Consider the following 17,683-nt stretch of genomic DNA (forward strand, 5'->3'; position numbering starts at 1 on the left):
GCCTTGACAGAAGATATCAAAAAAGAAGATGTGAAAGAAGAGGAAGTTGCCGAGACAACTGAAGAAGTTGTTGAGGAAAGCAACCAACCTTCTGAGTTAGAAGAAGCACAAGCGCGTGCCGAGGAATTTGAAAACAAATACCTTCGTGCTCATGCTGAGATGCAAAACATTCAGCGCCGTGCCAATGAAGAACGTCAACAATTACAAAAATACCGTAGCCAAGATTTGGCAAAAGCGATCTTACCATCACTGGACAACCTCGAACGCGCCCTTGCCGTCGAAGGATTGACAGATGATGTGAAGAAGGGCTTGGAGATGGTCCAAGAAAGTTTGGTACATGCTCTGAAAGAAGAAGGAATTGAAGAAATTGCAGCAGACGGAGAATTTGACCATAACTACCACATGGCTATCCAAACCTTGCCTGCAGATAATGAACATCCAGCAGACACTATCGCACAAGTCTTCCAAAAAGGCTACAAACTCCATGACCGCATCCTGCGCCCAGCCATGGTAGTTGTCTACAATTAGGCTAGAAAACTTAAAAAATCTTGTCCGAAACGACACTAAACTATGAAAGAAAGATAAGATGCAAGCCGGAGGCTTGCAAGGAAGATATTTCCCGCCGTGGTGAAAGTTTCAGTAGCTTGTGCTACTGAGACAGGGGATTTTTGAGACAGTAGGCTTAAAAATAAGTGATGAAATCCCGAAGGGAGTTGCTCACGTCCCCACCACTTAAGGGAAATATCAAAAAAAGAAGAAAAATCAACAAGGAGAAAAACATATGTCTAAAATTATCGGTATTGACTTAGGTACAACAAACTCAGCAGTAGCAGTTCTTGAAGGAACTGAATCAAAAATCATCGCGAACCCAGAAGGAAATCGCACAACTCCATCTGTAGTGTCATTCAAAAACGGTGAAATCATCGTTGGTGACGCTGCAAAACGTCAAGCAGTGACAAACCCAGATACAGTCATCTCTATCAAATCTAAGATGGGGACTTCTGAAAAGGTTTCTGCTAACGGGAAAGAATACACTCCACAAGAAATCTCAGCAATGATCCTTCAATACTTGAAAGGTTACGCTGAAGAATACCTTGGTGAAAAAGTAACGAAGGCTGTTATTACAGTTCCAGCTTACTTTAACGATGCTCAACGTCAAGCAACTAAAGACGCTGGTAAAATCGCTGGTCTTGAAGTAGAACGTATCGTCAACGAACCAACTGCAGCAGCCCTTGCTTACGGTTTGGACAAGACAGATAAAGAAGAAAAAATCTTAGTATTCGACCTTGGTGGTGGTACATTTGACGTATCTATCCTTGAATTAGGCGACGGTGTCTTTGATGTATTGGCAACTGCAGGGGATAACAAACTCGGTGGTGACGACTTTGACCAAAAAATCATCGACCACTTGGTAGCAGAATTCAAGAAAGAAAACGGCATTGATTTGTCAACAGACAAGATGGCTCTTCAACGTTTGAAAGACGCGGCTGAAAAAGCTAAGAAAGACCTTTCTGGTGTAACTTCAACACAAATCAGCTTGCCATTCATCACTGCTGGTGAAGCTGGACCTCTTCACTTGGAAATGACTTTGACTCGTGCAAAATTTGACGATTTGACTCGTGACCTTGTAGAACGTACAAAAGTTCCAGTTCGTCAAGCCCTTTCAGATGCAGGTTTGAGCTTGTCAGATATTGACGAAGTGATCCTTGTCGGTGGTTCAACTCGTATTCCTGCCGTTGTAGAAGCTGTTAAAGCTGAAACTGGTAAAGAACCAAACAAATCAGTGAACCCTGATGAAGTTGTAGCTATGGGTGCTGCTATCCAAGGTGGTGTCATCACTGGTGATGTGAAAGACGTTGTCCTTCTTGATGTAACTCCATTGTCACTTGGTATCGAAACAATGGGTGGTGTCTTCACAAAATTGATCGACCGCAACACAACTATTCCAACATCTAAATCACAAGTCTTCTCAACTGCAGCAGACAACCAACCAGCCGTTGATATCCACGTTCTTCAAGGTGAACGTCCAATGGCAGCGGACAACAAAACTCTTGGACGTTTCCAATTGACTGATATCCCAGCTGCACCTCGTGGTATCCCACAAATCGAAGTGACATTTGACATCGACAAGAACGGTATCGTATCTGTTAAAGCGAAAGATCTTGGAACTCAAAAAGAACAAACAATTGTTATCCAATCTAACTCAGGTTTGACAGACGAAGAAATCGACCGCATGATGAAAGATGCAGAAGCTAACGCTGAAGCAGATAAGAAACGTAAAGAAGAAGTTGACCTTCGTAACGAAGTAGACCAAGCAATCTTTGCGACTGAAAAGACAATCAAAGAAACTGAAGGCAAAGGCTTCGATGCAGAACGTGATGCTGCACAAGCTGCCCTTGATGAGCTTAAGAAGGCCCAAGAAGATAACAACTTGGACGAAATGAAAGCAAAACTTGAAGCCTTGAACGAAAAAGCTCAAGGACTTGCTGTGAAACTCTACGAACAAGCCGCAGCAGCACAACAAGCTCAAGCAGGAGCAGAAGGCGCACAAGCAACAGGCAACGCAGGCGATGACGTCGTAGACGGAGAGTTTACGGAGAAATAAAATAGTCCAGTGGACTATTTTATACCGAGCTTGAAAATCGGGGAGCGAGGCGTTAAGAATGACTGTTCACTCTAATGATTGGCATTCTATGGCAATCGCTATAGCGATTTGCCTAAACGCCTAACTAGTAAATGATAAAGAAATCCAGAGGTTGCAACCCAGCCTCTGTTTTTCGGTAAAATAGAGGATGTTGCCTATGAAAAAAGTACTTTGTTTGATTTATCCTAATTTTTCTCTTTATGAGATAACTGCTTTAACGAGTACTTTAGCTCTGTCTTTTGACGTCACGATTGATTATGTCGCTTCAGATCATTCGATGGTGGTCTCTGAGGATGGGGTGCTCTGTCAACCGACCAAAACACTAGATCAAATCTGTATAGAAGAGTATTCTTGTGTGATTTTGCCAGGAATGGTCAATATAGGGCCTGCTCTACAGGATGAGAAATTGATTTCGTTTTTGAGGGACCTTGGTGAGCAAGATATCCTCATTGCAGCCATTTCTTCAGCGCCTCTTTTATTAGCGAAAGCAGGTCTGTTGAAGGACACGAAATTTACAGGTGGAATTTGGCAAAACTTCTTTGATTATTTTGAATTTCTTCCACGTGAGAATTTCCAACCCAAAGTGGTTGTGCAAGATAAACAAATCATTACGGCTATCGGTTTTGCCCATCAAGAGTTTGCAAGAAAAGTGATTCTAAGCTTAGGGTTGGCAGAGAATACGGACAACTATTTTAAAGAACAGAACGAGTATGCTGAAGAGGATTTGATATTTACTCTATCAGACCAAGAGTTTGATCAAGTGAAGCAGAGTATAGAAAACAGCCTCTAAAGCTGTACATAAAAATTATAGAAAGGAACAAAGGTGTTCGCAACTGAACACGGGCTACGGACGGTGCCAAAAAGATAGTTTTTTCTAGGACGCAAGCGTCCGTCGTCAAAACTCCTATTTTGGCTGTGTCCGTTTGACGCCCTTTGTATCTTGAATTATGAACAATACTGAATTTTATGACCGTTTGGGCGTTTCAAAGAATGCGTCTCAGGATGAGATTAAGAAAGCCTATCGGAAATTATCTAAAAAATATCACCCAGATATCAACAAGGAGCCTGGTGCTGAGGAAAAGTACAAGGAAGTTCAAGAAGCTTATGAGACTTTGAGCGACGAACAAAAACGGGCAGCTTATGACCAATACGGTGCTGCAGGGGCCAATGGTAGTTTCGGCGGCTTCGGTGGCGGAGCAGGTGGTTTTGGTGGTTTTGATGGTGCTGGATTTGGTGGCTTTGAAGATATCTTCTCTAGCTTCTTTGGTGGTGGTGCAAGCCGCAATCCAAATGCTCCACGTCAGGGAGATGATCTTCAGTACCGCGTCAATCTCAAGTTTGAAGAAGCCATCTTTGGAACTGAGAAGGAAGTCAAGTACCATCGGGAAGCCAGCTGTCGGACATGTGATGGGACTGGTGCTAAGCCAGGAACAAGTCCAGTAACTTGTGGACGCTGTCATGGTTCTGGGGTTATCAATGTGGATACGCAAACCCCACTTGGGATGATGCGTCGTCAAATCACCTGCGATGTCTGTCATGGACGCGGTAAAGAAATTAAAGATCCTTGTACAACCTGTCATGGGACTGGTCACGAGAAACAAGCGCACAGTGTCAATGTGAAAATCCCTGCTGGGGTTGAAACAGGTCAACAAATCCGCCTCTCTGGTCAAGGAGAAGCTGGCTTTAATGGAGGGCCGTACGGAGATCTCTATGTGGTGGTCAATGTTGAGCCGAGCGACAAATTTGAGCGTGATGGATCAACCATTTACTATAAATTGAACTTGAACGTTGTTCAGGCTGCTCTTGGGGATACGGTCCATGTTCCAACGGTTCACGGCGATGTTGATTTGGTCATCCCTGAAGGGACCCAAACCGGTAAGAAATTCCGTCTCCGCGGTAAAGGAGCACCAAGCTTGCGTGGTGGCTCAGTAGGAGATCAATATGTATCTGTTAATGTGGTGACACCAACAGGTCTAAATGACAAGCAAAAAGAAGCCCTTCGTGCATTTGCGGAAGCTGGTGATATCAAGGTCAACCCAAAGAAAAAAGGCTTCTTTGATAAGGTTAAAGATGCCTTGGATGATTTATAAAATAAAAGAAGATTTGGTTTTTCCAATCTTCTTTTTTTATCAAGAATAACACCTCCGAAACCAAGGGCTTCAGAGGTGTGGCAAAAGAATCAAATTAAACAAGACCTTGGGCAATCATCGCATTTGCGACATTTTCAAAGGCTGCGATATTGGCACCCGCAAGGTAATCTTTACCAAGACCGTAGGTTTCTGCAGTTGTTTTAGCAGTGTTGAAGATGTTGGTCATGATGTCTTTCAAACGTCCATCCACTTCTTCACGTGTCCATGAAAGACGGAGGCTGTTTTGGCTCATTTCAAGAGCAGATACAGCAACCCCACCAGCATTGGCAGCTTTAGCAGGTCCGTAAAGGATGCCGTTTTCTTTGTAGACTTTGATCGCATCAAGGTCGCTAGGCATGTTGGCTCCTTCAGAAACAACTTTTACCCCTTGAGCAACCAAGCGTTTCGCTGCTTCACCGTTGATCTCGTTTTGAGTTGCACATGGAAGAGCGATATCATAGTTACCAGCGTAAGTCCATACAGATCCTTCGTAGTAAGTAGCAGTTGGTTTTTCAGCAGCATACTCAGTCAAACGAGCACGACGTTTTTCTTTGACGTCTGTAAGAAGGTCGAAGTCAATGCCGTTTTCGTCGATCACGTAACCGTTTGAGTCAGATACAGAGATAACAGTTGCACCAAGTTCAGTTGCTTTTTGAAGAGCGTATTGAGCAACGTTACCAGAACCTGAGATCACGACTTTCTTACCAGCAAAGCTGTCGCCGTTGGCTTTGAGCATTTCTTCAGTGTAGTATACCAAACCGTAACCAGTTGCTTCTGGACGGATCAAGCTACCACCGAAACCAAGAGGTTTACCAGTCAAGACACCAGCATCAAATTGGCGAAGGCGTTTGTATTGTCCGTAAAGGTAACCAATCTCACGTCCACCAACCCCGATATCACCAGCTGGGACATCAAGAGAAGGACCGATGTGTTTTTGCAATTCAGTCATGAAGCTTTGGCAGAAACGCATTACTTCAGCGTCTGTTTTTCCTTTAGGATCGAAGTCAGATCCACCTTTACCTCCACCGATTGGAAGGCCAGTCAAAACGTTTTTAAAGATTTGTTCGAAGCCGAGGAATTTCAAAATCCCTTGGTTAACTGTTGGGTGGAAACGAAGTCCGCCTTTGTAAGGACCGACAGCAGAGTTGAATTGAACACGGTAACCACGGTTAACTTGAACTTTTCCGTCACGGTCAACCCAAGGAACACGGAAGCTAATCACGCGCTCAGGCTCAGTGATACGTGCCAAGATGTTTTCTTCGATGTATTCTGGATGTTTTTCAAATACAGGTTCCAAAGTGCTAAGGAACTCTTCAACAGCTTGAAGGAATTCCGCTTCATGGCCGTTGCGAGCTTTTACGGTTTCGAAAGTGCTTTGGATATATTCTTTTGCAGTTGTCATCATGTTTCTCCTTTTTTCATTGAAACGAATTCCAGCAGGTTAGCGAACTTACTGGTATATGGAGGCACTGCTGAGAGCAATGTCATGTTTTATTACGTCGATAATTATAGCAGACTTTTTTTGACTTGTAAAGAAAAAAGTTGAATTTTCTGAAAATTTTCACAACTGCCTATGAAGTGGGAAAAAATGGATGTGAAAGGACGATAGGATTGGAAAAATGTCTGATTTTTCCCCTCTATATAGAAAATAAAAGGATAACGTTTAAGGTGATTTTTTCTATTTCCGTACGTTTCTTGCTCTTTTCTGGTTTTCTAGTCATGAATCCTCCTTTTCGTGCTATAATGGCTGTAAGAATTCATTTCAAGGAGAAGAAGATGGTATCGACAAAGACGCAAATTGCTGGTTTTGAATTTGATAACTGCCTGATGAATGCGGCAGGTGTGGCCTGTATGACCACTGAGGAATTAGAAGAAGTGAAGAATTCGGCTGCTGGGACCTTTGTGACCAAGACAGCCACCTTGGAGTTCCGTTCTGGAAATCCAGAGCCACGCTACCAAGATGTCCCACTTGGCTCAATCAATTCGATGGGGCTACCTAACCAAGGCTTGGACTATTATTTGAATTACCTATTGGAGTTGCAAGAAACAGATCCCAATCGGACTTTCTTCCTATCTCTCGTCGGTATGTCTCCTGAAGAGACCCATACCATCTTGAAAAAGGTGCAAGAAAGTGATTTTAAAGGTTTGACAGAATTGAACCTTTCCTGCCCCAATGTCCCAGGAAAACCCCAGATCGCTTATGATTTTGAGACGACGGACCGAATCCTGTCAGAGGTCTTTGCCTACTTTACCAAACCTCTTGGGATCAAGTTGCCACCTTATTTTGATATCGTTCATTTTGATCAAGCAGCAGCGATCTTTAACAAATACCCGCTCAAGTTTGTTAATTGCGTCAACTCAATCGGAAATGGCCTTTACATCGAGGATGAATCCGTTGTGATCCGTCCGAAGAACGGCTTTGGTGGGATTGGTGGCGAATACATCAAACCAACTGCTCTGGCTAATGTCCATGCTTTTTACCAACGGTTGAATCCAGAAATTCAGATTGTGGGGACAGGAGGCGTCTTGACTGGTCGTGATGCCTTTGAACATATCCTTTGTGGCGCGAGTATGGTACAAATCGGAACCACGCTTCATAAAGAAGGAGTGGGGGCTTTTGAACGCATCACTGCGGAACTCAAAGCCATCATGGAAGAAAAAGGCTACCAAAGCCTGGAAGATTTCCGTGGGAAACTGCACTACATTGACTAATTTTTTGAAAAGAACTTCCTCGAGTGGAAACTTGGGGAAGTTTTTATGGTTTCTTATCCAGAGACAACATTCTGTTCCTAGTTTTAGAGATTTTCCATTTTTATAGAGAGAAAAAGGTGTACAATGGAGGTGAAAAGGAAGGTGATTTCGATGGGAGAAAGGGATGTGATTCAAGAGGCGAGGACGAAGATCGAAACTCTCCAAACAGCCTTTTCTAGGGAATGCAAAGCCAGTCATGATGCCTTTCGATTTAAAGAAAATCTAGATCAGATGTTGAAAGTTTTATTGAAGGCTCAAAGGATAGACAATCACCTGTTGATCGAGTTGGAGAAGTTTTATCAGACCGCTAGTTTATTGATTGGTCTGAGCGGGTTGCGTTTAAATGAAGAAACCTTTCAATCTTGGCGAGCTTATGATCACTGGCATTACGAGGTTGTGAAGCCTCAGTTACAGGTCTACGGACCGACGGTGGTTTTGTAGTTGATGCTAGCTTTGTGTTTATCCACAGATATTCAAAGGAGGTGTGGGACATGTCTCTCATGCATGATTTTTTCCATCAGTTTTTAGTGTCTCTACGAAATCTTGGTTATTCGCTCTTTTTCTTATTTGAAAAATAAGTGGGAGTGCCTTTATCCCTTTTACTAGTATAGTAGAAGGGATTTTTGATGCAGAATCCTTGAAAATCTGAGGCTCTTGGATTATGATGGAGCTAATAGATGTTAAGCGTTCCTCTTAGGGAATGCAGGAAGCGAGGAAAAAAGATGGCAGAGATTTATCTAGCAGGTGGCTGTTTTTGGGGCTTAGAGGAGTATTTTTCTCGGATCCTCGGTGTAGAAAAGACGACGGTGGGCTATGCCAATGGCCAGGTAGAAACGACCAATTATCAACTGATCAAAGAAACGGATCATGCAGAGACTGTACAAGTTATCTACGATCCAGACAAGATTACTTTACGCGCAATTCTGCTCTACTATTTCCGGGTGATCGATCTCTTGTCCGTTAACAAGCAGGGAAATGATCGAGGCCGCCAATATCGGACAGGTGTCTATTACCTAGACGAGGCGGATCGTCAGGTGATCGCCCACCTGTTTGCGGAGCAAGAAGAGCAACTGGGGCACAAGATCGCGGTGGAGCTAGAGCCCTTGCGTCACTATATCTTGGCTGAGGACTACCACCAAGACTATCTCAAGAAGAATCCTGGGGGGTATTGCCATATCGATGTGACGGATGCTGAGCAGCCCTTGATTGATCCAGCAGCCTACCAGAAGCCGGATCAAGAAACCTTAAAGGCGAAACTGACAGCAGAGCAGTACCAAGTCACTCAGGAGAGTGCGACGGAACGCCCGTTCCACAATGTCTATGATCAGACCTTTGAAGAGGGCATCTATGTGGATATTACGACTGGGGAGCCTCTCTTCTTTGCCAAGGATAAGTTTGCGTCTGGCTGTGGATGGCCAAGTTTCTCCCGTCCCATTGCCAAAGATGTCGTCCACTATTATCAGGATCATAGCCACGGAATGGAGCGGATCGAAGTTCGTTCCCGCTCAGGCAATGCCCATCTAGGACATGTCTTCACCGATGGACCAAAAGACCAAGGTGGCCTACGCTATTGTATCAATTCAGCCTCTCTGCGCTTTATTCCAAAAGAGGAAATGGAGCAAGAAGGTTATGGTTATTTGTTAAAGGCTTTGAAATAAGAGGGCCTTTCTAGTAGATCGAAAAACGGAGTTTATGATGAAAAATAGAAATTTGTGGTTAACAATTTTTTCACTTTCGGCTATGGTAACTCTGATTGGATTAGGATTTACTGCCTATAATCATTTTGTATTCCATCAACCTTTTATGAATCGGACGACAAAAGGGTTGATTTCGGCCTTTTTCCTAAGTCTTGTCATGGTTGCGATTAGCTTGTCCAAATCAAACGATAAGAAGTGATGATCGATCATATACATGGATCAATCAACTGTGTAGGAGCAGAACAAAGAAGCAGTTCTAAACAATGGCGCTTCTGTCCTGCTCTCTTTTTTCTCTTCTTAAAATTTGTGATACAATGAAGGGAAAGCATTTCAATGAATACTAGGTTTGATGTGGTTTTAGTGGCTCATTGTATAAACCTGAGATGATTAGAGAAGTGTGAGAATGTAAAAGGTACCATCAAGATGCTAGGGAGAGGCCTTTGAGAAGTGCAAGAGAAATAGGAAGAGAAGATGATGAAGAATTGGAAGGATCTCTTAAAGAGATGGAGCGAGCTTGGGAAAGATATCCTCAGGATGCTCAACGACTGGCTTGATATTGGCTTGGGAAAGGTGACCGCTTTTCGCCTGACCAACGAACAGTTTGTCTATGGTTTGCTGATTACAGTATTTGCGGCAGCAAATCTGGTCTTGTGGGTTCAAAAATGGAATGGTTTTCCCATTACAGCGCTAGAAATGCCGGAAGTCGTTGAAAAGCAAGAAGAAATTCATCCAGATCAGTTACCGCATACGGCTCGGATCATGGCAAATGGAGATCAACTCTATCATGACTTGATTTATATGAGCGCCGCCAAGGAAGATGGAAGCTATGATTTTTCTGAGAATTATCACTATGCTCAGGAATGGTTAAAGCAAGGGAATCTGGTCTTGGGGGATTTTGAAGGGACCATTAATCCGGATTATGGGCTTTCGGGCTATCCGATTTTCAATGCCCCTGGGGAGGTAGTTGCTTCGATTAAGGAGGCAGGCTATCAGGTGATGGATCTGGGACATAACCATATCCTCGATTCTGGCTTGGAAGGGCTGTTTTCGACTGCCAAGGCTTTTGAAGACGCGGGGATCCAAACGGTTGGTGTCTACCCACATGAGACGCGGGATCAAGCCCCTATCCTGATCAAGGAGGTAAATGGGATCAAGATTGCGATTTTGGCCTATTCCTACGGGTTTAATGGGATGGAATATAATCTAGAACAAGAGGACTATGACAACCGTCTATCGGACCTCAATGAGGAGCGGATGCGTCAAGAAATCCAAAAAGCGGAGATGGAAGCGGACATGACCATTGTCATGCCTCAGATGGGAAATGAATATGAGTTAGAGCCATCAGAGGAACAAAAGGAGCTATACCATAAGATGATTTCTTGGGGGGCGGATATCGTCTTGGGTGGTCATCCTCATGTTGTCCAGCCTGCTGAGATTGTGGATAAGGATGGGCAACAGAAATTGATTGTTTATTCTATGGGGAATTTCCTTTCCAATCAGCGGATGGAAACCATGGAAGGGATAGACAATGCGCAATGGACCGAACGGGGTGTCCTGATGGATATCACCATTGAGAAGGTAGGGCGCAAGACACGGATCAAAACGGCCACAGCTCATCCTACTTGGGTCAACCGGACGCCAAAGGACAGTTATTCTCCTGAAGGTTATGAACTCTATCATTTCCAGACCTATATCTTGGAGGACTGGATTGAAGGCGGCAAGTACCGGGATCAATTGGATGATGAAACAAAGGCGCGTGTTGATACAGCCTACCAGGAAGTGAAGGAACATGTGAATCTGAATTGGCAATAGGAAGGGAGGATTAAGGAATGGACAAACTGGAGTGGTTACCAATTGGATTTGTTGGACTGATTATCATTATGGTTCTAACAAATCGGATATCAACGATTCGTCTGAGAAAAAATTTAGCCAAGGCTTGGGAGGGGAAACCTTTTTTTATAAAAAATGATAGTGAAGAGAGTTTAGTGGAAACGATGCTTTTGGCATCTACATTCCAGCCAACGGATAGTCAAGTAGATGGTCAAACTTGGCATGATTTAGACATGCATAGAGTCTTTGATCAGCTGAACCATACACAGTCTAGTATTGGGGCAGAGGCCTTGTACCAGAAGATGCGTTTGATAAACTTTCAACCAGATGCATCTTTGCAGGAGTTAGAAGATTTCTTTGAACATCATCCGGATCTTCGTCTGAAGGTTCAGGTTGTTATGAACCAGTTAGGAAAAAAGAACCACAATATGGCTAGAAGTATTGTGGCGAATCCAGGGAAGCAAGATTCGAGGATTTATCTTTCTCTCTATATTTTTTTAGCGTGTTTGCCAGTCCTCTCTCTTTTCTTTCTTCCGTTTTTTCAAATTCAAGCCATGTCAGTCTTGATAGCGAGTGTGACGTTTAATATCATTTTTTCGAGCATTCGGAATTGGTCGAATAAAATGCGCTTGGATCAAGTTAGTTACCTGGTTCGCATCTTTGCTTCAGCGGAAAAGTTGAGCCGTCTAGCGCTACCAAAACAAGAAGCCCTCAAACAGGCTATCCAACCATTTAAGAAGACGAAAGTCATTTCCAGTATCTTACAAAGTCCAACAGGAAGCTCCGAGATGGAAATTATCCTGATTTACCTTAATTTTCTTTTCTTAATTCCGCAGATTGCTCAAATCTATATCTATCAGCAAGTGAGGACTCATCAGAAAGAAGCTCAGGAAACAATCAATCTTTTGGGGGAATTGGAAGTAGCCATCAGCCTTCTACGCCATAAGCGTGATGGTAATTTGGTTTGTCATCCCAATTTTAAGGAAGAAGCTGGGATTAAAGGAAAGGGGATCTACCATCCTTTACTAGCGGATCCGGTTGCTAATGACGTCACTTTTGAAAAAAATATGGTGATTAGTGGGGATAATGCCTCCGGAAAATCCACTTATTTGAAAATGGTAGCCATTAACTGTATTTTAGCGCAGGGCTTGGGCTTCGCTTATGGTGACAGTTTGGAGCTTTCTTATGGACATGTCATGACCTCTATGGATGTCAGCGATGATATCGAGGTTGGAGATAGTTATTTTATTACAGAGAGCAAAACGATCCTCCGAATGATTGAGAGTCTGGAAAAGTCAGGTTTTCATTATTTCTTTATTGATGAACTCTTTAAGGGAACCAATACCATTGAGCGAATTGGCTCTGGCTTAGGGATTGTCCGCTGGCTATCGAGACACAATTGCCTGTATATGATTTCAAGCCATGATATTGAGCTAGTTGCGGCATCTGGTGCAGTCAATGATAATTATCATTTTGACAGTCGCTATGTTGACGGGAAAATCGTCTTTGATTATCAGATAAAGCAGGGAGCTGCAGTAACGAAGAATGCGGTCAATACATTAAAAAGCCTTCATTTTCCTTCAGAAATCACTCAAACTTCCCAAGAATTAATTGGACAATATGAAAAGACAGGGAAATGGTCTTTGAATAGAATGTTGAGTGATAAAGAGGAAGGTTGCTAGGCTTTATCAGACCTTCTGTTGTAAAAAATTAAAAGCACATAAAACGCAAACTTCACTTGTGTTTTATGTGCTTTTATTGTTTGATCTATTGGTTATAGACAAGCTTTTCGGTATTGGCTTGGAGTAACCTGATAGTATTTCTTAAACTGGCGATTAAAGTTTGAGAGGTTGTTGAAGCCGGATTGGCTCGCGATATCAATGATTGCCAGATCGGAATGCTGGAGGAGATGGGCTGCTTTTTTCAGTCGATATTGAATGATGTACTCCATACAAGAGAGTCCTAATTGTTTCTTAAAGAAATTCATGAAGTGGGTCGGGCTAAAATGGCACAGCTCTGCCAAATGCTCGATCATGAGCTCCTCTTGGTAATGGTTCGAAATATGATCGAGGACCAAACGGATTTTTTCTTCTCTCCGGTAAGCGTCCGTTGAGAACTTCTTCTCGACGATATAGTTGTGAGAGAAGAGGAGATAGAGGAGTTCATTGAGCTGGGATTTAAGTCGGAGTTCATAGTAGGGTCCTTGTTCTCTTCCGTTTGCCATACAGGTTAAGAGGCTCTGTTTGATTTCTTCGTAACCAGGTGATTGGGCTTGAATGCGTCGGACGAATTCAAAATCCCCATTGTAGAGGGGTTGTAAATATTTTAGAGTGGCGATATTTTTATGGGTAATCCCAATCAGGTCCAGATTAAAATGCAGGACATCCATAGTATGAGAAGAACTCTGGATGGGGTGGATGGAGTGGAGGGCATTGGGGCGGATCAAAATAATATCACCAGGCTGACTATTAAAATATTCATAGTCGATATGGAACTGAGCAGTCCCTTCATTGACATAAATAATCTCAATATCGGTGTGCCAGTGAAATAAGATATCTGGCTGGCCATTTTGTGTTCTAATCTGTCTGATTGAAAAAGGGAAATCGCTATTGGGAAAGGATGTTTGGCGGTATAAGGTCTTTGTGTTCATGCCTACCTCTTAGATCTTTTTCGGGAGTAGCAGACGTTTTTACCAGGTGTGTGAAAGGGTCTGCTAGTTACTCATACAGGGAAAATCTACTATCTATATTATAATAAAATTGGACCAAAAATTAAAGAGGATTCAGTGGAATTTCTTAAATTTTAAGGAAGGAGGAGAGGGTGATTTATGGGAGAGAAGGCTCCAAAATGATGAGGGAATGGTGTATAATAGGGGAAAGATGGAAAGAGGTGGCGGTATGCTACAAATGATTGCGACAGATATGGATGGCACTCTGATGGACGAGCAAGGAGAAGTGGACCATGAGCGCTTGAGTTGCATTCTGGATCAGCTAGACCAAAGAGGGATTCCTTTTGTCATTGCGACAGGGAATGGCTATAGCCGTATGGCTCATGTATTGGGAGACTTGAAAGATCGCGTCACCTTGGTGCTGGCCAATGGGGCACGGATATTAGAGAAGGGAAAGCTCATCCGAGAGTGCAGCTGGCCGGAAGAGCTGGTGCAGGAGGTCTTGCAGTATCTAGAAGGCCGAGAAGAAGAACTTCATCTGGTCGTTAGTAGCTTATCGGGAGGCTATGCCAAGAAAGGAACAGAGTTTCCTCTTTTAGAGCAATTGATGACGCCTGAGTTAGCAGCTGCTTTTTACAAACGGATGCGCTTTGTGGATGATTTGGTCCATGAACATGGCGAGCAAGTTTTGAAGTTAAGTGTCGTCACGGAGACTAAAAAAGTCGAAGATTTTGTGCAAGAGCTGCGAGAAAAGTTTGGAGAGCGCCTGCTTCCAGCAGCTAGTGGCTATGGAGCCATTGATATTCTGCAACCGGGTGTCAATAAGGCTACGGCCATTCAATTCTTAGAAGCACGCTGGGGCGTGGATGGTGGGCATCTGATGGCATTTGGCGATAGCCAAAACGATCTCGAGATGCTTGAGTTAGCGACCTATTCCTATGCAATGGAAAATGCGGATCCCCATGCGCGACAAGCAGCCCGCTATACGGCGCCTTCTCATCAGAATCATGGAGTCTACGAAGTCATCGAAGCTTACTTGGATGGAAGGATCAGCTTCGACTAGGATCTTATCCTACCTTGCACAGTTTCTACTATACGAATCGAAAGGAGCCTTTATGGCTGTACAATTATTAGAAACCTGGCTGTTGAAAGAACAGGCAAAAATACAGAAGAATTACCGAGAACTGAATCAAAATCCTTTGAGGGAACCCGATATTCTTTTTATAGGAGACTCTATCGTCGAATACTATCCCCTTCAAGAGTTGCTGTTGACGAATCAGTATATGGTGAATCGGGGGATTAGAGGCTACAAGACAGACCTCTTAAGAGAGCATCTAGATGCCCATATTTTCGGTCAAGCAGTGGACAAGGTCTTTTTACTGATCGGAACTAATGACATTGGCAAGGAAATGCCCCTGTCGGAAACCATTGATAACATGAGCATTATCCTGCAGGAGATGGTGCGGCTCTTGCCCTTGGCGCAAATCAAACTCGTTTCGGTTCTTCCTGTGAATGAGGGAGAGCCTTACAAGGGGACAGTCTATATTCGGACCAATCAGAAGATTCAGACCTTGAACCAGGCCTACCACGAATTGGCCCAAGGGATGATAAATGTTGAATTTATCAATGTTTTTGATCATTTGCTTGGAGAAGATGGTCAGCTCAAACCGGCTTATACAACAGATGGACTTCATTTAACAATTGAAGGATACAGGGTCTTGAGTAAGGCTCTTCAAAGAGAAATATAACCCATCCTAGCAAGGAAAATGATTTTCCAGCTAGGATTTTTTAATGTCTTCTATAAAACAGTTTGGGGAAACACTCTATTTTGTACTAATTCTACAACAAGCAAAAACCTTGCCCTTATGCGGTTTGTGACTTCTGTTATAAAATAGTTGGCAGAAACAGAACAGATATGTGCTTTGTGTTATGTAATAGTTCCAGGCATTCAGTGAGCATATTCTTATACAAGGACAATAAAACGTGATAAATTGATATAGTAAAGTTATTTGAAACGTTTTCACTCTTTGTCGAATTCAGTTCAAAGACTGACAATTATTTTTATTGAAGGAGAGTTATATTTATGACTCAAGGAAAAATTACTGCATCTGCAGCAATGCTCAACGTATTGAAAACATGGGGCGTAGACACTATCTACGGTATCCCATCAGGAACACTTAGCTCACTTATGGACGCTTTGGCTGAAGACAAAGATATCCGTTTCTTGCAAGTTCGTCACGAAGAAACAGGTGCTCTTGCAGCGGTTATGCAAGCTAAATTTGGCGGATCTATCGGTGTTGCAGTTGGTTCAGGTGGACCAGGTGCAACTCACTTGATCAACGGTGTTTACGATGCAGCTATGGATAACACTCCATTCCTTGCTATCCTTGGATCACGTCCAGTTAACGAATTGAACATGGATGCCTTCCAAGAATTGAACCAAAACCCAATGTACAACGGTATCGCTGTTTACAACAAACGTGTAGCTTACGCTGAGCAATTGCCAAAAGTGATTGACGAAGCTTGCCGTGCTGCCGTTTCTAAAAAAGGTCCAGCTGTCGTTGAAATTCCAGTAAACTTTGGTTTCCAAGAAATCGACGAAAACTCATACTACGGATCAGGTTCTTACGAGCGTTCATTCATCGCTCCTGCTTTGAACGAAGTTGAAATTGACAAGGCTGTTGAAATTTTGAACAATGCTGAACGTCCAGTGATCTATGCTGGTTACGGTGGTGTTAAAGCTGGTGAAGTGATCACTGAATTGTCACGTAAAATCAAAGCACCAATCATCACAACTGGTAAAAACTTTGAAGCGTTCGAATGGAACTACGAAGGTTTGACAGGTTCTGCTTACCGTGTTGGTTGGAAACCAGCCAACGAAGTTGTCTTTGAAGCAGACACAGTTCTTTTCCTTGGTTCAAACTTCCCATTTGCTGAAGTATACGAAGCATTCAAGAACACTGAAAAATTCATCCAAGTCGATATCGACCCTTACAAACTTGGTAAACGTCATGCCCTAGACGCTTCAATCCTTGGTGATGCAGGTCAAGCAGCGAAAGCAATCCTTGATAAAGTGAATCCAGTTGAATCTACTCCATGGTGGCGTGCAAACGTTAAGAATAACCAAAACTGGCGTGATTACATGAACAAACTCGAAGGTAAAACTGAGGGTGAATTGCAATTGTATCAAGTTTACAATGCAATCAACAAACATGCTGATCAAGACGCTATCTATTCAATCGACGTAGGTGACACTACTCAAACATCAACTCGTCACCTTCACATGACACCTAAGAACATGTGGCGTACATCTCCACTCTTTGCGACAATGGGTATTGCCCTTCCTGGTGGTATCGCTGCTAAGAAAGACAATCCAGATCGCCAAGTATGGAACATCATGGGTGACGGTGCATTCAACATGTGCTACCCAGACGTTATCACAAACGTTCAATACGACCTTCCAGTTATCAACGTTGTCTTCTCAAATGGTAAATATGCCTTCATCAAGGACAAATACGAAGACACAAACAAACACTTGTTTGGTTGTGACTTCCCTAATGCTGACTATGCGAAAATCGCTGAAGCTCAAGGAGCTATTGGATTTACAGTTGACCGTATCGAAGACATCGACGCAGTCGTTGCTGAAGCTGTTAAATTGAACAAAGAAGGTAAAACTGTTGTTATCGATGCTCACATCACTCCACATCGTCCACTTCCAGTAGAAGTACTTGAGTTGGATCCAAAACAACACTCAGAAGAAGCTATTAAAGCCTTCAAAGAAAAATACGAAGCTGAAGAGCTTGTACCATTCCGCCTCTTCTTGGAAGAAGAAGGGTTGCAATCACGCGCAATCAAATAATCCTGCTCGTCGAAAATCAAATGTAAACTGCGTTATCTTCACCTTGCCGTACTCCAGTACTGTCTGCGGTTCTATGCCTTGTTTATACTTTGATTTTCTTAGAGC

The 17,683-nt window shown here is 43.1% G+C and carries 14 protein-coding genes; 12 read left to right on the top strand and 2 right to left on the bottom strand.

Annotated features, from left to right (window positions below; translation table 11 throughout):
- Positions 1–3: 3 nt before the first annotated feature.
- The 4 genes from grpE (at position 4) to dnaJ (ending at position 4,734) form a co-directional block, all read left to right on the top strand.
- Positions 4–528 carry a nucleotide exchange factor GrpE gene (gene grpE, locus H8S88_RS00645; RefSeq protein WP_312023212.1) on the top strand — a complete coding sequence of 175 codons (525 nt, stop codon included), beginning with the start codon at positions 4–6 and terminating at the stop codon, positions 526–528.
- A 253-nt stretch (positions 529–781) separates the two neighbouring features.
- Complete coding sequence (dnaK, locus tag H8S88_RS00650; protein WP_045763636.1) at positions 782–2,605, top strand: molecular chaperone DnaK; 1,824 nt, start codon at positions 782–784, stop codon at positions 2,603–2,605.
- A 196-nt stretch (positions 2,606–2,801) separates the two neighbouring features.
- A complete protein-coding gene (locus H8S88_RS00655; RefSeq protein ID WP_125334898.1) occupies positions 2,802–3,434 on the top strand; it encodes a DJ-1/PfpI family protein in 633 nt (210 codons plus the stop codon).
- A gap of 157 nt (positions 3,435–3,591) precedes the next feature.
- Positions 3,592–4,734 carry a molecular chaperone DnaJ gene (gene dnaJ, locus H8S88_RS00660; protein ID WP_125334896.1) on the top strand — a complete coding sequence of 381 codons (1,143 nt, stop codon included), beginning with the start codon at positions 3,592–3,594 and terminating at the stop codon, positions 4,732–4,734.
- A gap of 94 nt (positions 4,735–4,828) precedes the next feature.
- Here dnaJ and gdhA read toward each other — a convergent pair whose 3' ends face one another.
- On the bottom strand, positions 4,829–6,175 hold the full coding sequence (gene gdhA, locus H8S88_RS00665; protein WP_048789780.1) for an NADP-specific glutamate dehydrogenase: 1,347 nt from the start codon (positions 6,173–6,175) through the stop codon (positions 4,829–4,831).
- 374 nt (positions 6,176–6,549) lie between these two features.
- On the opposite strand from gdhA, the gene H8S88_RS00670 reads away from it, so the two are divergent.
- From H8S88_RS00670 to H8S88_RS00695, 5 genes are all read left to right on the top strand, one after another.
- On the top strand, positions 6,550–7,485 hold the full coding sequence (locus H8S88_RS00670) for a dihydroorotate oxidase (RefSeq protein ID WP_125334894.1): 936 nt from the start codon (positions 6,550–6,552) through the stop codon (positions 7,483–7,485).
- Positions 7,486–7,608: 123 nt separating this feature from the next.
- A complete protein-coding gene (locus H8S88_RS00675; protein ID WP_125334892.1) occupies positions 7,609–7,965 on the top strand; it encodes a helicase BlpT in 357 nt (118 codons plus the stop codon).
- Positions 7,966–8,246: 281 nt separating this feature from the next.
- Positions 8,247–9,182, top strand: coding sequence for a peptide-methionine (R)-S-oxide reductase MsrB (gene msrB, locus H8S88_RS00680; RefSeq protein WP_125334890.1), 936 nt, complete (start codon positions 8,247–8,249; stop codon positions 9,180–9,182).
- A gap of 573 nt (positions 9,183–9,755) precedes the next feature.
- A complete protein-coding gene (locus tag H8S88_RS00690) occupies positions 9,756–11,033 on the top strand; it encodes a CapA family protein (RefSeq protein ID WP_229100000.1) in 1,278 nt (425 codons plus the stop codon).
- A 17-nt stretch (positions 11,034–11,050) separates the two neighbouring features.
- Positions 11,051–12,733: a MutS-related protein gene (locus H8S88_RS00695; protein ID WP_125334885.1), complete on the top strand. Its 1,683-nt coding sequence runs from the start codon at positions 11,051–11,053 to the stop codon at positions 12,731–12,733.
- A 92-nt stretch (positions 12,734–12,825) separates the two neighbouring features.
- Here H8S88_RS00695 and H8S88_RS00700 read toward each other — a convergent pair whose 3' ends face one another.
- Complete coding sequence (locus tag H8S88_RS00700; RefSeq protein ID WP_125334883.1) at positions 12,826–13,701, bottom strand: AraC family transcriptional regulator; 876 nt, start codon at positions 13,699–13,701, stop codon at positions 12,826–12,828.
- Positions 13,702–13,948: 247 nt separating this feature from the next.
- On the opposite strand from H8S88_RS00700, the gene H8S88_RS00705 reads away from it, so the two are divergent.
- The 3 genes from H8S88_RS00705 (at position 13,949) to spxB (ending at position 17,578) form a co-directional block, all read left to right on the top strand.
- Positions 13,949–14,782, top strand: coding sequence for a Cof-type HAD-IIB family hydrolase (locus H8S88_RS00705; protein ID WP_048789786.1), 834 nt, complete (start codon positions 13,949–13,951; stop codon positions 14,780–14,782).
- A 52-nt stretch (positions 14,783–14,834) separates the two neighbouring features.
- Positions 14,835–15,467, top strand: coding sequence for an SGNH/GDSL hydrolase family protein (locus H8S88_RS00710; protein WP_048789787.1), 633 nt, complete (start codon positions 14,835–14,837; stop codon positions 15,465–15,467).
- A 335-nt stretch (positions 15,468–15,802) separates the two neighbouring features.
- Complete coding sequence (gene spxB, locus H8S88_RS00715) at positions 15,803–17,578, top strand: pyruvate oxidase (protein ID WP_048688661.1); 1,776 nt, start codon at positions 15,803–15,805, stop codon at positions 17,576–17,578.
- Positions 17,579–17,683: the final 105 nt, after the last annotated feature.

It is taken from the genome of Streptococcus sp. GS001 (assembly GCF_021595565.1).
Classification (GTDB): Bacteria; Bacillota; Bacilli; order Lactobacillales; family Streptococcaceae; genus Streptococcus; species Streptococcus xiaochunlingii.

What these genes read in the sequence shown, in the direction of transcription:
- dnaK (WP_045763636.1), top strand. Translation starts at nt 782, where the DNA reads ATGTCTAAAATTATCGGTATTGACTTAGGTACAACAAACTCAGCAGTA.
- H8S88_RS00655 (WP_125334898.1), top strand. Translation starts at nt 2,802, where the DNA reads ATGAAAAAAGTACTTTGTTTGATTTATCCTAATTTTTCTCTTTATGAG.
- dnaJ (WP_125334896.1), top strand. Translation starts at nt 3,592, where the DNA reads ATGAACAATACTGAATTTTATGACCGTTTGGGCGTTTCAAAGAATGCG.
- gdhA (WP_048789780.1), bottom strand. Translation starts at nt 6,175, where the DNA reads ATGACAACTGCAAAAGAATATATCCAAAGCACTTTCGAAACCGTAAAA.
- H8S88_RS00670 (WP_125334894.1), top strand. Translation starts at nt 6,550, where the DNA reads ATGGTATCGACAAAGACGCAAATTGCTGGTTTTGAATTTGATAACTGC.
- H8S88_RS00675 (WP_125334892.1), top strand. Translation starts at nt 7,609, where the DNA reads ATGGAGGTGAAAAGGAAGGTGATTTCGATGGGAGAAAGGGATGTGATT.
- msrB (WP_125334890.1), top strand. Translation starts at nt 8,247, where the DNA reads ATGGCAGAGATTTATCTAGCAGGTGGCTGTTTTTGGGGCTTAGAGGAG.
- H8S88_RS00690 (WP_229100000.1), top strand. Translation starts at nt 9,756, where the DNA reads ATGCTCAACGACTGGCTTGATATTGGCTTGGGAAAGGTGACCGCTTTT.
- H8S88_RS00695 (WP_125334885.1), top strand. Translation starts at nt 11,051, where the DNA reads ATGGACAAACTGGAGTGGTTACCAATTGGATTTGTTGGACTGATTATC.
- H8S88_RS00700 (WP_125334883.1), bottom strand. Translation starts at nt 13,701, where the DNA reads ATGAACACAAAGACCTTATACCGCCAAACATCCTTTCCCAATAGCGAT.
- H8S88_RS00705 (WP_048789786.1), top strand. Translation starts at nt 13,949, where the DNA reads ATGCTACAAATGATTGCGACAGATATGGATGGCACTCTGATGGACGAG.
- H8S88_RS00710 (WP_048789787.1), top strand. Translation starts at nt 14,835, where the DNA reads ATGGCTGTACAATTATTAGAAACCTGGCTGTTGAAAGAACAGGCAAAA.
- spxB (WP_048688661.1), top strand. Translation starts at nt 15,803, where the DNA reads ATGACTCAAGGAAAAATTACTGCATCTGCAGCAATGCTCAACGTATTG.